At 59.0% G+C, this 14,334-nt stretch carries 13 protein-coding genes; 11 read left to right on the forward strand and 2 right to left on the reverse strand.

Annotated elements, in window-relative coordinates; translation table 11 throughout:
* Window positions 1–96 precede the first annotated feature (96 nt).
* The 4 genes from ACFSQT_RS11375 to ACFSQT_RS11390 all read left to right on the forward strand — a co-directional run bounded on the left by ACFSQT_RS11375 (window position 97) and on the right by ACFSQT_RS11390 (window position 4,132).
* Window positions 97–708 carry a hypothetical protein gene (locus tag ACFSQT_RS11375; protein WP_379018547.1) on the forward strand — a complete coding sequence of 204 codons (612 nt, stop codon included), beginning with the start codon at window positions 97–99 and terminating at the stop codon, window positions 706–708.
* A 55-nt stretch (window positions 709–763) separates the two neighbouring features.
* Window positions 764–2,770 (forward strand): AAA family ATPase, encoded by a 2,007-nt coding sequence (locus ACFSQT_RS11380; RefSeq protein WP_379018549.1) that lies wholly within the window; start codon window positions 764–766, stop codon window positions 2,768–2,770.
* 95 nt (window positions 2,771–2,865) lie between these two features.
* Entirely contained in the window at window positions 2,866–3,864 is a 999-nt protein-coding gene (locus ACFSQT_RS11385) for a hypothetical protein (protein ID WP_379018550.1), read from the forward strand.
* Window positions 3,865–3,985: 121 nt separating this feature from the next.
* The gene (locus ACFSQT_RS11390) at window positions 3,986–4,132 is read left to right on the forward strand and encodes a hypothetical protein (RefSeq protein ID WP_379018552.1); all 147 of its coding nucleotides are present in this window, start codon (window positions 3,986–3,988) and stop codon (window positions 4,130–4,132) included.
* Between the two features lie 528 nt (window positions 4,133–4,660).
* Here ACFSQT_RS11390 and ACFSQT_RS11395 read toward each other — a convergent pair.
* A complete protein-coding gene (locus ACFSQT_RS11395; protein WP_379018554.1) occupies window positions 4,661–5,224 on the reverse strand; it encodes a PIN domain-containing protein in 564 nt (187 codons plus the stop codon).
* A 1,366-nt stretch (window positions 5,225–6,590) separates the two neighbouring features.
* Here ACFSQT_RS11395 and aepX point away from each other — a divergent pair.
* The 5 genes from aepX (at window position 6,591) to ACFSQT_RS11420 (ending at window position 11,186) form a co-directional block, all read left to right on the forward strand.
* The gene (gene aepX, locus ACFSQT_RS11400) at window positions 6,591–7,475 is read left to right on the forward strand and encodes a phosphoenolpyruvate mutase (protein WP_379018767.1); all 885 of its coding nucleotides are present in this window, start codon (window positions 6,591–6,593) and stop codon (window positions 7,473–7,475) included.
* Window positions 7,476–7,847: 372 nt separating this feature from the next.
* Window positions 7,848–8,663, forward strand: coding sequence for a phosphocholine cytidylyltransferase family protein (locus ACFSQT_RS11405; RefSeq protein ID WP_379018556.1), 816 nt, complete (start codon window positions 7,848–7,850; stop codon window positions 8,661–8,663).
* Between the two features lie 29 nt (window positions 8,664–8,692).
* Window positions 8,693–9,892 carry a pyridoxal phosphate-dependent aminotransferase gene (locus tag ACFSQT_RS11410; protein ID WP_379018558.1) on the forward strand — a complete coding sequence of 400 codons (1,200 nt, stop codon included), beginning with the start codon at window positions 8,693–8,695 and terminating at the stop codon, window positions 9,890–9,892.
* Window positions 9,893–10,057: 165 nt separating this feature from the next.
* On the forward strand, window positions 10,058–10,672 hold the full coding sequence (locus ACFSQT_RS11415; protein WP_379018560.1) for a CDP-alcohol phosphatidyltransferase family protein: 615 nt from the start codon (window positions 10,058–10,060) through the stop codon (window positions 10,670–10,672).
* Between the two features lie 52 nt (window positions 10,673–10,724).
* On the forward strand, window positions 10,725–11,186 hold the full coding sequence (locus ACFSQT_RS11420) for an aminotransferase-like domain-containing protein (RefSeq protein ID WP_379018562.1): 462 nt from the start codon (window positions 10,725–10,727) through the stop codon (window positions 11,184–11,186).
* Between the two features lie 129 nt (window positions 11,187–11,315).
* Here the strand turns inward: ACFSQT_RS11420 and ACFSQT_RS11425 are convergent.
* Window positions 11,316–12,448 (reverse strand): IS3 family transposase gene (locus tag ACFSQT_RS11425; protein ID WP_379018563.1). Its coding sequence is split into 2 segments (ribosomal slippage): window positions 11,316–12,184 and window positions 12,184–12,448, totalling 1,134 coding nucleotides; the frame shifts between segments, so codons are not numbered across the junction.
* On the opposite strand from ACFSQT_RS11425, the gene ACFSQT_RS11430 reads away from it, so the two are divergent.
* Window positions 12,435–13,250, forward strand: coding sequence for an aminotransferase class I/II-fold pyridoxal phosphate-dependent enzyme (locus ACFSQT_RS11430; protein ID WP_379018565.1), 816 nt, complete (start codon window positions 12,435–12,437; stop codon window positions 13,248–13,250). The two genes, ACFSQT_RS11425 and ACFSQT_RS11430, sit on opposite strands and share 14 nt — an antisense overlap.
* Window positions 13,213–14,157, forward strand: a complete 945-nt coding sequence (locus ACFSQT_RS11435; protein ID WP_379018567.1) for a class I SAM-dependent methyltransferase — start codon at window positions 13,213–13,215, stop codon at window positions 14,155–14,157. Before ACFSQT_RS11430 ends, ACFSQT_RS11435 begins: the two co-directional genes overlap by 38 nt.
* Window positions 14,158–14,334: the final 177 nt, after the last annotated feature.

Genomic DNA, 14,334 nt, shown 5'->3' on the forward strand with positions numbered 1-14,334 from the left:
TTCGTTCCGAGCATGAAAACCGCCGCATACCTCATACGCTGACCGTTCCGAGCCCGCACTCTGCGGGCATATCCGAACGAGTACGCAGGTGCAGCAGTGATCAGCCTTACATACCAGCCGAACGAAGCCGTCGAAGTCGCGCTCAGCCGCGCGCAGTCGAACCCATTTTTACCTCGGGGCACCGTCAGGTGCCAAGGGCCACCCGCCTTTCGGACACAGCTCGCGCGCGACCTTGGTTGTCTCCTCGACGTTGACGACGAAGTCGACGCCTGGTCGTGCCTTCCGGCCGCCCTCACTTCGGAAGGAGATGCGCACATTCCAGACTTCCTTATCAAGCGCGGCCGCCGGCACACGCTTGTCGACGCCGGGCCGGGGCCGGGACATCCCTGGCTCTGCAGCGCGGCTCGGGAGCGCGGTAGCGACTACCAAGCATGGCCAAAGTCTGCCATTCGCGACGGGGTCCGCCTCTCCAACGCCAAGGATTTGCTGATATACGCTCGATGGGAATGCCCCTTGGGTGACCGGATTCGGTTGCTTGGCGCGTTGGATGAGGCCGGCTCGCTGTCCGTGGGGGAATGCCTAGCCGCCTTCCGCGAAACCCGCCCGATGGCGGGGCTGGCGTCCTTGGTCCTGCAGCGCTTCGTCGAGGTCGAGCTCGACCAGGCCAGAATAGGTCCGGAAACGGCCGTTCGCCGCCGCCGGGACTGATGCATTGGGTGGCGACGCCAACCCTCCACACCACATTTCAAACTGGAATCTAGCTATGAAGAAAATGTCACCGCGCCTACGTGGCAAGCTCTTTTCGAAGCCGGCGCGCTTCGTCGCATACTGCGGTTTAATGCGCGTTTTGCGAACTCAGCGCACCTTCCTCAAGGGCGGTCCCGGCGTCTTCGTCCTTATCGTGCCCCATGAGAACAGTGTCGAATTCTACGAGGACGCCGGCAGATTTCCTGCCTTCGGGGAGAGCCTTGGCGGAGGATTCAGCGCAAACCACGAACGTACCGACATCGTGGCCTTGAAACCGACGCGCGGCAAACGGGCGGCGCCATACGATCTCCTCGATGCGTCCGCCACGAAGGACCGACTGTTGGTGGTGACAACGTCGCGTGATCTTCTGTTAGAGGGCTTTGACAGGTTCGCTGATGCGGTTCTGGACATCAAGCCGCCGGACCCTCGCCATGTGCTTGCGGCCGCAACGGTTTGTCACGGCATGCAAATGAGCACGGAGCAGGCGGAAGCGATCGCCGCTGCGCCGCTCAAGGCCATCTCTGCGGTGTGGCGAACAGGTCGCCCATTCGACCGGGTCCTCAAGATGCTCCATGCCGCGACAAGCCCGGAAGCGGTCGGGCCCGTCCTGGATGCCGCGCAGCCGTACCTAGCCGATCTCTCCGGGCTGGGCGAGGCAGCCGAATGGGGCAGGGAACTCGCGACCGACTTGTTGGATTGGAAAGCTGGCCGTATCCGATGGGCGGATGTTGACAAGGGTGTCCTGCTTTCGGGGCCGCCAGGATGCGGGAAGACCATGTTCGCTAAGGCGTTGGCTCGGACCTGCGGCGTCCACCTGGTTGTCGGATCCCTGGCCCAGTGGCAAGCGCGAGGCCATCTCGGCGATCTGTTGAAGGCGATGAGAGGGGCGTTCGACGAGGCCAAGAAGAATGCTCCTTCGGTCCTCTTCATCGATGAGATTGATTCCGTGGGAGACCGAACCCGGTTCCGCGGCGACAATGCCGCTTATAGCCGGGAAGTGGTGAATGGCCTGTTGGAATGCATGGACGGCGCGACGGGCAGGGAAGGTGTGGTTGTCGTCGGGGCGACGAACTTCCCGGACATGATCGACATGGCGGTCAGACGGCCAGGCCGTCTGGACAGGCATATCCAGATTCCGTTACCGGACACCGAGGCGCGGAAGGAGATCCTTCGTTTCCATCTCGGAGGGAAACTTGAGGATAGCGATCGGGCGCTGGTGGCCGATCGGACGGAAGGCTGGACCGGAGCCCGCCTCGAACAGTTGGTCCGCGACGCGCGCCGTCGCGCGAGGCGCGCCAGGCGGGAGATCAGTCGCGACGATCTCCAGTCACAGCTCCCTGGGCTTGTTGCCGTGCCCGAAGCCGTGTTGCGACGCGCCGCAATTCATGAAGCAGGTCACGCGGTAGTCGGGCTTGAGCTGGACACCGGAGATCTGGTCTACGTGGAAATCAAGGATACCTTCGATCCGTCCAGAGGCGAGCGGCAAAGGGGTGGCGGGGCGAGGTTCGATCGACCCTTGCTGGCTGAAAGGACCAGACAGCAGTTCCTCGACCTGATCGCGATCGGACTCGCCGGACTGGCCGCGGAGCAGGTCGTGCTCGGACAAAGATCTGGCGGCGGAGGGGGAGGGGCGGGGTCCGACCTTCATAAAGCCACTCTGCTGGCGCTGCAGCTCGAGGCTTCATACGGGTTGGGAAGCGGGCTGACGTACCTTTCGGGAACAACCGATCAGGAACTGCTCGTCACGTTGCACATGGACCAGGATCTCAGGAAGCGGGTGGAAGGGGTCCTGACCGCTGAGTTCGCTCGTGCCAAGAGCCTGCTCGAGGCCAAGCCGGCGGAGCTGGCCAGAATCGCGGACAGTCTTTTTGCGAAAAGAAGATTGCTGGCCGACGAAGTGCGCGCACTTGCAGGAATGGACGCTCCGACTGCGCAAGGCATTGCGAGCCCAAGCGCGTTGGATTGCCTTATGATTGGTTTCGGAATCGGGAAAACATTTCCCGACATTCGGCTGCATCCTTAAACGAATATGTCCTAAGTCACGGCAGTTGGCATGTGGGCCGGGCATCAGTTTTGGTGCGCCGTAGTTTCGACAAGCATAAATGTGGAGATTTATTGATGGACGGTTCGAAGGCATTGGGCGAAGCCACGCAGGAGCTTAGGCAGGTTACCCAGCCAGGAGACGCCGCCGCAACCACGCCGACGCAGCGGAATGGCCGCCAGTCCGGCCCGGCGAAAACCGATGAGCAGTCAATCGACTACGACAGCCTCGGGATCCCAAAAGCTGCGGTGCCCGCGTTCGAAGAGGCCCGGGAGATGTTTTCGTCTCTCGGCCGGAAGAGGACCGACGAGGTCTTCGCCTGCGGAGAGATGCTCGCGAAGGTGCGTAGCAAGGCGCCCAGCCAGGAGTCGTTCGAACGCTGGTCCAAGCAGGCATGCCGGCTGACCCGGCGAGGGGCCGGCAACTATATCGCGGTTCACAACAATCTGCGTGCCCATCGGAAGATTCTGGTCGGTTGCGGCATGCCTGCCGCCGCCATGTACGCGCTGGCGACTGCAGAGGACGAAGCCATCGCTTCCGTGGTTGCCGATCTGAAGGCGGGCAAACGGCCAACCGTTCGCGAGATCAAGGCCTTGGTTTCCGGCGAAACCCATGGCGCGCAGCCGTGTCCTGCCGACATCGCAGGGGCCGACGGCCTGAAAGCCTTGGCCCGCGCGAAAGTCCAAAATGGAGTGCCGGTCCTTATCGAACGGCTTCGCGACATGCTCAGCCATATCGAGGAGGCTCTCGTGCCCCATTTCGAGGGCAAGAAGGTTGCCAAGGGAGCTCTGGTCGAGAAGCTGGAGCATCCGGCGCGCCGCGCCCGGGCTGAACTGCAGAGCCTGGCAGTCTTCGTCAAGCCGAACGCAGAAGCTAGCAGCAACTGGATAGTGCATCCGGCGCATTTTCCGCATGGAAGCCAGTGGGAGGCGGTTTCCCAAGTTCTCTTCAAGCTTGGCGGACGCGAGGATTGGCCCGACGCGAGCGACCTCGGCGGATGGCTTGTCAGGGACGTCGTTCCAGCTATCGAATTCGCCGTTGGAGCAAGGCTCTCAAAGGATGGCTCTACAAGGTGAAAATGGAGCCCCGCCCGATGACGTGTGCGAGCAACAGCGACCAAACGATCCGTGGCTTGCAATGCCCTGATTCGAATTTCGGATGACTATCCTCGCAACCGCGCCATGATCGCGGCCCCACATGGATGGGCTGTCGCCGGCCTATGACCTCGTTCCTGAGATCGCCGCCTATCTGCGCTCTTTAGGGCGGCGGCAAAAGGTCAGCCTGCTCGCCGCAACGCCTGACGCCGCGCCCGAGCTGCAAGTAGCAGGCCGTTTTCGTCGTTGAGTCCTTCTTGGAAAAGTCGAATCAAGTCAGAGGCAATGTTCTCGGCTTCTGGCGACCCAGGCTGGATAAGGCCCTCTTGGCAAAGCTGGTCGAAAACTGACTTCAGGCGTTCCAAGTCACTTGGATAAAGGGCTGGGTCTAGATTAAGGCGATCAATCATCTGGCCTCGCGCGGGCTGAGCTCTTAAACAAAACAAAGGGCAGGGGCGGTGAGACACCGCCGCCTGACGAAAATGACTCCGCCAAAAGCGCTTGTCATCAAAAAATTCGATGAGGCCATGCTGGAACAAAAACGGGAGTATATTCCTCGTTTGGCTTCAGGGTATCCGGGCAAGTCGAAACCGTCACCGGTGTACATCTCGTCGCGAAGATGTGGCGGACCGGCGCGGCGTTATGCCTGTCGAGCGGCGCTAACCACGATAGAGTTCCGCAGTGACCGCAATAAAGGTCCCCAGCTCCGCGTCTGTGGCGCTTGTGTCCGACCGGGATACAAGAGAGTTATCTCCGCGCGCGCTGAGGCACGGCAGCGTCAGGCGCAGTACCTCAGGTGCTGGCTCGGTGCCTCTAAAGACCTTACGCCGACTTTCGCCAATCCTGTCACAAAGTTTCGTTTCATCGGAACTTCCCAGGTTTCTTCGATCGGATTGAAAAGGCCGGGTAATTCAAAATGAGCATGGATTCTAAGGAAATCATGGACGTCGATGGAGACGACGGGGATCCCATACACAATCGCGGTCGCCGCGATCGCAAGGTCCTGGCTTGGTCCTCGCCGATGATTCTGGGGTGACGGCACCCACAAATGCCTCAGCTCCGGGACCGTGGTCATCGATGCGTACATCCGTGCAACTGAGGCATCCATAACGAGGAAGATCATATCGGTTTCTAGCACTTCGTTCAGCCAGCGCGAGAGATCGTGGGCGCGGCTTGGGTTTCTCGACCGCAGAGATTCAATGCCCCGTTGCAGCTCGAAAACGGCGCCAAACGGGATTGCAAGCCGATGTCGCGACATCGCCCAGTCTGCCCAGGTAAGGACATGTCGGTTCGGTCTCTTCTTTGTGAACTCGCTCAGCACATTTGTGTCGAGAAGAAACATTCCGGTGGGCTCCTTTGCGGCTAGGATTGCTTTATGATGGGCGAGGCCTAAATCAGAACCACCGGCGAATAGTAAACGCGGTCAACTGGAGCGTGCATTGGCGAGCGGCGGGGCAAGTGGCGGTCGTACTGAACTCGGTATCTGGACCGTCAAAGAGGCGAGGACCAGGTTCAATGATTTGTTGGCAGCGGCAGCCGAACGAGGGCCGCAAGAGATTCATGACCGCCGACGACAGTTCGTGCTCCAAATGTCCAAGCTTGGGCCGAGGAAGTCCGGTCGGGATGTCTTGCTAAAGGGCGGGCCGTTGGGTGATGAAGTGCTTGATCTCGACTAATTGACGGCGAGGATCGCCTGCTAGCAGAGCGGCATTAGGTAGCGCAGGCTACTAAATTCGAGGCAAGCTACTCATGCGGTCCGGTCTCCGAGCGTTGCTTGCCGAGAAGCGATTTCTTTCTGGACCGCTTATAGAGGCGGGACCCGACGCTTCCCTGCGTTAGACGGTCCAGGAGCATTTGGGATGACCGATGAACGCGTATCAGGCCGCCGGATGGCATGTTGATCGGAATGCCGTGATGTGGCGTGTTCGGTTACGCCTTCAACCTGTCTATAGCTCGGCGGAGTCCCAGTTCGTTCAGACGCTATCTTCCGCCAGTTCCGCTGGCCCAAGACGAATGGCGGTCTGCCCGCATTGCGGCGTGTGTCGCAACCCGCGCCTCTCTGCCGGGCAAGCAGCCGCGTTGAACGCGCAGGTCCAGACCGTCTCCATTGATGCGCTGAACGACTCGACGCTCCGATTGACGAACCTGCTTATGGCTGTGCCTGGCTACGCCGATTTTTCGGCTTCGAGTGACCGCCGCAAAGCCGCTCGCTCGCTACGGCGCTGTTGAGAGCGCGCTCGCGAGCGGCTTCGTCACCGCCGAGCTACACCACTCAGCGGGGCACGACCAAAAGCCACGACATCGTCGGACATCGGACAGCGCGGACCGGTTGAATGGCGCGCGGGAATTCCGCGTCCCGTAAGGACGAATTCTGTCCGCCATCCCTTGGAAGACGCCTGGAAATCGACTGCCGCTTTGTCACATGAGCGACACGAAAACGTTGGCCCGATTCCCTGACGCACAGTACGCGCAGTCATGTAAGCCATTGAAGACCAAGTGGAAAATGCTTCCGAGGCTCTTTTCTGCGCAGTTGGCACAACTTTTGAAACTCCCTTGTAGCGAGTCGACAGGAGCTGCCGACCGACATTCGTGTCGCGTGGATATGGGGATTGATTGAAGGTATGAAAGGACATGTCAGATCTGCGTCGGATCCACATATCGGAAAAGAAGCATCACCTGCGGATTCGGGCGGCAAAGCAAGCGGAGCTATGCCTACGCTCCGTGACCTCATTTGCATACATGACGAACCGTCATTCCTAATGGAAGCCCATGATGCGCTCTCCGCGGCCATTGCCCAGCGGGCCGGTTTCAAGGCGCTTTGGGCGTCCAGCCTTTCGATCTCCTCCAGCCTCGGCTATCGCGATGCGAACGAAGCCTCTTGGAGCGAAGTGGCCGATGTGGTGGAACGTATGGCTCGTGCTGCCAACATTCCTATTCTCGTCGACGCTGACAGCGGCTTCGGCAATTTCAACAACGCTCGCCTTCTCGCCGCCCATCTGCACAGACGCGGTGCGAGTGGCGTATGTATCGAGGACAAACTCTTCCCTAAGATGAACTCTTTCATTGGCGATCACCACCCGCTCGCCGACATCGAAGAGTTCTGCGGCCGTTTGAAGGCCATGAAAGACGCGGTGCCTGACCCCCGCTTCGTGCTGGTGGCTCGGATAGAGGCTCTCATTGCCGGCTACAGCCAGGACGAGGCGCTTGCCCGCGCGCATGCCTATGCCGGCGCCGGTGCCGACGCGATCCTCATCCATTCGCGCAAATCCGATCCGATGGAAATCCTGGCATTTGCCCGTTCATGGCAGAATCACCTCCCTGTTGTGATCGTGCCGACGAAATACTATCGCACCCCGGTCGCCGAATATCGCGCCGCACATATCTCGGCCGTCATCTGGGCAAATCACAATATGCGCGCTGCGATCGCCGCCATGCGCAATGTCTGCAATCGCATCATTCGCGAAGAAGGCATAGCTGGCATCGAGCCGGATGTCGCCCCGTTGGAAGAGCTTTTCGAGTTGATGGCTTATGACGAGCTCGCTGCCGCAGAGACGCATTATCTGCCGAAGACCGGAGACGGTGCCCGGAGATGATTGGCCGCCTTGAGAGTGCAATTTGCAAACGCAGAAGGGCGCGCGTGCTGGCGCAAAGAACACGCTGGTTCAAATCCTCGGTCGGCGGGCTCTGCCTCCAGGGCGGCCAGCGATGCCGGCCGCGAGGTCGACAGCTGATGGCCAGGGAGAGTGGAGCAATCCGGTCGCAGCGATCCGGTGTGGGGCGATCGACGCCATCAGAAAAAGCATTGATAGCTGTGCCAACCGTTTCGGGCCGCATCTGTCAAGGCGCGCGCACAGCTGTACGGGGTTCCGTCGAAAAAGCTCGAACCGGCTTGCGCTGGCTTGCTGATGGCTTCAGCGTTTTGGAATCAGGCGTTCCGCCAAAGCGTCACACCGAGGAAATAACCAATGGTCGATAACTCTGCCAAGCAAGCTGTTGTTCTCGCCGCCGGCTTCGGCTCGCGTCTTCGGCCGCTGACTGATTTACGGCCAAAGCCCCTGGTTGAAGTCAATGGCACCCCAATTCTCCACAACGCGCTACGAAACCTTGAGGCCGTTGGCGTGGAAGAAGTCACTATCGTCGTTGGCTATCGCAAGGACGCGATTGAATATTCCTGCGGCCGCCGGTTCCGAAGCCTCGAAATCAGTTATGTCGAATCGGATGTTTTCGACAGGACCGGTAGTGCCTATTCGCTTTGGCTGGCGCGTCACGTCCTTTTGACGGGCAATACCTACATTCTCGAAGGCGATGTCTATTTCGAGCCGGATGCGCTTCGCCGCCTCGCGACAAGCCAGTCCAAAAACGTCGCCGCCGTCGCCCTTTTCGGAGCGTCGATGGAAGGCTCGGCCGCCATTTTGACTAATCACGGCCATATTGCGGAATTGAGGATGGGACAGACCGCTGAAAACCTGACGGACGGTTCACCACAGTTGTTCAAGACTATGAACCTGATCCGCTTTTCCGGAGAGGACCTTCGCACGACAATTGTCCCGCATCTCGACGATCTCATGCGCGCTGGTGCCGTCAAGTCGTACTGCGAGGAGCTGCTGTCTCAGCTGGTTCAGCAGAAGGGACTGCAGATCGCGGCTGTCAGGTGCGATGATCTCAAATGGTACGAGATCGACAGCGAGGAGGATCTAATGATCGCCGAAGGGATCTTCGCGCCAGAGGGCCTGATGGCAGCCCAGCCCCTGGTAGCGGGGGTTCAGCAGGTTAAGCCCTAGCAGAGGCGGACAACAGACAGGAGATAGACATGTTGGCGCAACGAATTGCTCTCCTTTCCGGATCAGGGACCGCGGCAGCTCGGGAAGCAGCAGCGGCAGCGGCAGCCCAAGGGCGCGAAATCATCGACCTGGCGGCAGGCGAGGTCATCACCGCACCCCCGGTTTCGGTTCGCGAAGGCGCGATTGCCGCCATAAATGCCGGTGTAAACCGCTATACTGAATCAATTGGTCTGCCGTCTCTCCGCAAGGCCGTTGCCAAGAAATTGTCGACTGAAACCGGGCTTGCGTGGGATACCGACAACATCGTCATCACTGCAGGTGCGAAACAGGGCTTGCTCGATGCCACCTTGGCGCTCCTCGATCCAGGCGACGAAGTCATCATTGTTCGTCCCTGCTGGCCGACATTTCCATCGCAGGTTCTTTTGGCGGGGGCAAAGCCTGTTTTCGTGGACGCCAAGCCGCCTTCTTATGTTCCTGAAATCCCCGCCATCCGTAGCGCCGTAACGCCCAAGACTACGGCAATTATTATTAACTCGCCCAATAATCCGACGGGAGCCGTGTACGACCGCGCGACCCTCCAGGCCATCGGTGATCTCGCAATAAACCATGATCTTTGGGTCCTCTCCGACGAGTGCTACTCCAGTTTTGTTTTCACCGGGGATCGCCATCAGTCGATTACGATGGCTCATCCGGGCATTCGTTCACGAACCATACTGGTCAATGCGTTTTCCAAAGAGTTGGCCATTACGGGATGGCGCCTCGGCTATTTTGCCGCACCACCGGAAATCGTCGCAGCGGCCAAAAAGCTTCAAAGCCTTACGACTTCGAATGCGAACGTGATTGCTCAACACGCCATACTGCATCACCTCGAAGTCGGCGACGGCAGCTACGAGCGGGAGATGCATCAGCGCCTCGCAGCTGCGCGGAAGTCAGGGCTAAGAATTCTCTTCAAGCTGGAGGACGTCGCACCACCGCCGCGTGCCGAAGGCTCGTTCTTCTTCTACCTCGATCTCACACCGCTCTTCGCCGGGCTGCCAAGGACGAGCTCAACCCGCACCGTGGATGATGTGGCCCGCATCCTTCTTGAGGAAGCAGGCGTCGCTTCCGTTGCCGGAACGACGTTCGGTGACGAGACGGGACTCCGGCTTTCGTTCGGAGCGCCACCGGAAGAACTCGAACCGGCCCTGGAGAAAGTCGTCGCTACGCTCAATAGCCTGAAAAGCCGTTAGGCGGCATCATGACTTACGGCAACTGCGGGCAGGGATTGGCAAACGCACGTGAGGGGCGGTGCACTGACTGGAATAACGTGCCGGATCGCACGCCCATGCCTTCCCGATCGCAGGCCGACGGCTCCCAGGCGCCCGCCACTAAGAGCTTCGTCGAGGAGTACCCAAATGCTGACATACTTTCGAGACTACGCCAATGCCATTACGGCAACGGGCTTCGTGTTCGCGATCCTTGGACTTTTCCTGGCGCTGAACGGTCGTATCGAGCTCGGCACCGCATCGATGCTCTGGATGTGGTTCCTTGACCATTGGGACGGTCATGTCGCCCGCAAAACCAGTGACAACCGCCGCCCAGGAGCAGCGGACTTCGGAAAATGTCTCGACGGTTTTGGCGACTTCATCCATGGCGTAATATTTCCGTCGGTCGTTATCGTATTTGTTGGAGAAGGAGGCGTTCTATCGCTCTTGGCCATTCTCGCCCTCATCATGGCTGGCGCCATCCGCCTCAGCTATTTCGAGAGCTTCGGCCTGACCTCGGATGCCAAGTTTACGGGCATTCCCGTCTCTTATGACACACCATTAGTCGCGATCCTGCTGATGGCGCGGCCAGGTTTCCCGGTTGCGGCGTTTCCGACAGTCTTCGCGCTGGCCTTCATCGCTCTCGCCATGCTGCACGTGACCACCGCGGTTAAGGTGCCAGCGATACGGGGCAGGGCAATTCCGATCGCGACAATCCTGGCGGTCGCGATTTCTGCTGTTCTGGCGCGACGGGGTCTCAACTAGTGCGGCCAAGGATGAAGCTGGCGAGTATCGGAGACAATAGGAGGTCGAGGAAATGAATAGGGTGTACGTCCAATCTGAGTCGCTGGTCGACCGGTGTATCGACGATAATGGATTGATCCGACTTAATCTCAACCATCCACCTCCTGTTCCCCAGACTTTCGACCAAATCTTCAAGGATGTTCTTGAAGAACTGTTACTGACAACGTCGCCCTCCAGCCTCGTAAAAACACATCGTTGGACGGGCTCCGACGAGGATCGGTCGAGAGGAGCGGAATTCACGAGCCGTCGGTTAGGAACACAACCGGACGCAGGCCGGGTTGTTTTGACCCACAGTACACAAGCGGCCATGCATATGATCCTCCCCGGGATCATCCCTAAAGGTCGAGCTCTTGTCCTAGAACAAATGACCTATCCGCCGGTACGAACGTTTGCCGAGCGCTACGGAATTCCAGTGATTGACGCGCCCGTCGATGCCAACGGTGTTGAGCCAAAAGCGCTGGCTCCGGTTGTCTGAACAGTTTCCCGCGAATGATAAGTGGCGTTCCGCCGGGTTTCGTTCATTCGATTGCGCCGGGTGTTGGGTGTGACGCAGGGAGGGCGATAGCCCGACCGTAGTCGCATCCAACACCCGGCGGCGGAAAATTCATGCCGCCGCCATGAAGTGCGTCGGATCGAAGTAGGCCTCGTCCGGCGTGCGCCGGTCAAGGCTGGAATGGGGGCGCAGTCGATTATAAAAATCCAGATATCGGCCAAGCGAGGCGCGCGCCACGCCGACGCTGTCGTAGGCATGCAGATAGACTTCTTCATACTTGACCGATTTCCAGATGCGCTCGACGAAGACATTGTCGCGCCATGCGCCCTTACCATCCATGCTGATCGCGATTTCGTTGGCGATCAGAACGTCGGTGAAGGGCTCGCTGGTGAACTGGCTACCCTGATCGGTGTTGAAAATGCCGGGCGCGCCATATTTTGTCAGGGCTTCCTCCAGCGCCCCGACACAGAAGTCCGCTTCCATCGTGATCGACACGCGATAGCTGAGCACGCGCCGGCTGAACCAGTCGACGACGGCGGCCAGATAGACAAAGCCGCGCGCCATCGGGATATAGGTGATGTCCATCGCCCAGACCTGGTTCGGACGATCGACCTTCAGTCCGCGCAGGAGATAGGGATAGATTTTGTTGCCCGGCGCGGGTTTCGAGGTGTTCGGTCGGCGATAGATCGCCTCGACGCCCATGCGCTTCATCAGCGTGGCGACGTGGCGGCGGCCGATCTCGACGCCCTCGCGGTTGAGAAGGTCGCGCAACATCCGGCTGCCCGCGAACGGGTATTCCAGATGCAGTTCATCGATGCGGCGCATCAGCGCGAGGTCCTCGGCCGACACCGGCCGCGGCTTGTAGTAGACGCTGGCGCGGCTGATGTTCAGAGCCTTGGCCTGACGGACGATGGGAAGGTCGTGGTTGCGGTCTATCATCGCTTTACGCTCAGCATGCCGGCCTTGATGAGCGCGCCTTCCAAAAAATCGTTCTCCAGCGCCAGCTCTCCGATCTTGGCGTGAAGCGCCTTCAAATCCACCGATGGCGCCTCGGCGCTCGCAACGCCCGAGCCGAAGACGCCGGCGGCGCCATCAAGCAGTTGCGCCTTCCAGGCTGTGATTTGGTTCGGGTGAACATCGAAAAGCTGAGCCAACTCGGCCAGCGTCTTTTCGCCCTTGATGGCAGTCAAAGCCACCTTGGCCTTGAAAGCCGGTGTGTGGTTCCGGCGCGTGCGCTTCGTCATGGTCTCTCCTGATTCGCGGCAACCACGTTGCCGTTGTCAGGCGGAAAATCCACTTATCGCTCTGTCCAGATTCCCCAAGCCAGCTCTAAATGCGTTCGAGGATGTTTGCAAAGAAACAAAACCGGCCGCAATCTATCTTTTGACCACCTATCAGAATCCCACAACCGTTACGATGTCTTTGGGGCGCCGCGCGCATATCGCGAAGATCGCCAGGCGCTATGGCGTCAAAATCATTGAAGATGATGTCTACAGCCTTCTAAGCCCGTCGCCCTTGACGCCGATTTCGGCAATGGCACCGGAAATATCTTGGTATCTCTTGGGGACAGCGAAAAGTTTCGCGGCCGGACTGAAACTGGCATATCTCGTCGCTCCAACGGCGGACGAAGCTGCCTGCGTGTTTTGGCCGGGAGTTCGTGCGACCTATTGGATGGCAACGCCGATGAGCGCTGCCTTGATGTCCGGTTTCATTCGCCGAGGCGACGATCAGGCGATCTTGTCGGCGGTAAAAGCCGAGCTACGCAACCGACACGAACTTCTCGACCGGATCCTTTGTAATTGCCGCTATGTCACGGATCCAGGCTGTCTGCATGTGTGGTTGCCACTACCCGAAGGCACATCCAGCAAAGAATTGGCGGCCGCGATCAAGAGCGATGGCGTGCAGGTTGCCGACAGCAGTTCTTACGCGTCTCAAACCTTTGTGCCTCCTGAGGCGATCCGCGTCGGCATCGGCAATCCCGAGACGATTAGCGTGCTTGACAGGGGGCTTGCGACGCTTCACCGGCATCTTCCACTTTCCAAATGACCAGAGTTTGAAGCGCCTCGGCTCCTTTTCCTTCAGCGCAAGAAAGACGAAAGCTACAGCCATGCAAACGAGCACCAAGAGCAACGAACCTCCAGGGTCTATCGCCGAGTTTGCAAGATTGGCGAGCCGCTACAGCGACCGACCAGAGTATCCCAAACAAATGGTAGATCATATCAATTCCTTGCTGTCGTTAGTTCCGGTGGGATATCCGGCAGTCGACATTGGAGCCGGAACGGGTCTTTTTACTCGACCACTTGCTCGCTCCCTCAATCCAAGCCGCTCCGTAATTGGAATAGAACCAAGCGCAGAGATGAGGCGGGCGGCAGAAGATCATCCAGAAAAGCTCGAAAACGTCAGATACATAACCGGGTTTGCAGAAGAGGTTGGCTATGCATCCAGGTCGGTCGCGCTCGTGGCCGCGGCCTGCGCAGCACACCGCTTTGACAAGCATACGTTCCTTGCCGAAAGCCATAGAATACTGGTGCCGCACGGCTGCCTGGCGATAGTCGAATATCGCTGGGGAGATACCCAAAACAATGTCGGGGACGAAATCTATTCGCTTCTTGAGCGACTTGTCGATGGATACGACCGCAGGGCGCATTCAAATAGCGCTGGGGAATACGAACTGTTTGACGCAGCGGACGCCATTTCGTCAGCAAGGCTCTTCACCAACGTGCATCAGCGTGCTTTTAATTGGACGGTGCAGCGTCGAACGGAAGAAGTCATCTCCGCGGCCATGGCGCTTACTCCATCACTTAAAGCTGAAGCTAAAATAGGCCGAGAAACATTATGGCAAGCACTCGAGGAGGTTATAGCGCGGCATAGCAGTTCCGCCGACACTGTGGAACTCAATTATGTTGGCCATGGTACCTTTGCTCTTAAGCGAGCGTCCGAAGCACGTGACTGAACGTTCCATTAACGGCATGCGAGACAGGAAGATGAACGCGTCGAAATCCACGGGTGGCGGCTCGTCGGCCGTGGGACGGCGAAACTTGGACTTGTCCGGCGGTCGTCTCAGATCCGTGTTGTAGATGAAATGTTGCATCTGCTAATGCGTCTCCGTTCCAAGCGACAGAGACACCGA

The organism is Mesorhizobium calcicola (assembly GCF_042682105.1).
In the GTDB taxonomy this organism is placed as follows: domain Bacteria; phylum Pseudomonadota; class Alphaproteobacteria; order Rhizobiales; family Rhizobiaceae; genus Mesorhizobium; species Mesorhizobium calcicola.

Coding starts and splice junctions, on each gene's coding strand:
- ACFSQT_RS11380 (WP_379018549.1), top strand. CDS start 764: ATGAAGAAAATGTCACCGCGCCTACGTGGCAAGCTCTTTTCGAAGCCG.
- aepX (WP_379018767.1), top strand. CDS start 6,591: ATGCCTACGCTCCGTGACCTCATTTGCATACATGACGAACCGTCATTC.
- ACFSQT_RS11415 (WP_379018560.1), top strand. CDS start 10,058: ATGCTGACATACTTTCGAGACTACGCCAATGCCATTACGGCAACGGGC.
- ACFSQT_RS11405 (WP_379018556.1), top strand. CDS start 7,848: ATGGTCGATAACTCTGCCAAGCAAGCTGTTGTTCTCGCCGCCGGCTTC.
- ACFSQT_RS11410 (WP_379018558.1), top strand. CDS start 8,693: ATGTTGGCGCAACGAATTGCTCTCCTTTCCGGATCAGGGACCGCGGCA.
- ACFSQT_RS11420 (WP_379018562.1), top strand. CDS start 10,725: ATGAATAGGGTGTACGTCCAATCTGAGTCGCTGGTCGACCGGTGTATC.
- ACFSQT_RS11390 (WP_379018552.1), top strand. CDS start 3,986: ATGGATGGGCTGTCGCCGGCCTATGACCTCGTTCCTGAGATCGCCGCC.
- ACFSQT_RS11385 (WP_379018550.1), top strand. CDS start 2,866: ATGGACGGTTCGAAGGCATTGGGCGAAGCCACGCAGGAGCTTAGGCAG.
- ACFSQT_RS11395 (WP_379018554.1), bottom strand. CDS start 5,224: ATGTTTCTTCTCGACACAAATGTGCTGAGCGAGTTCACAAAGAAGAGA.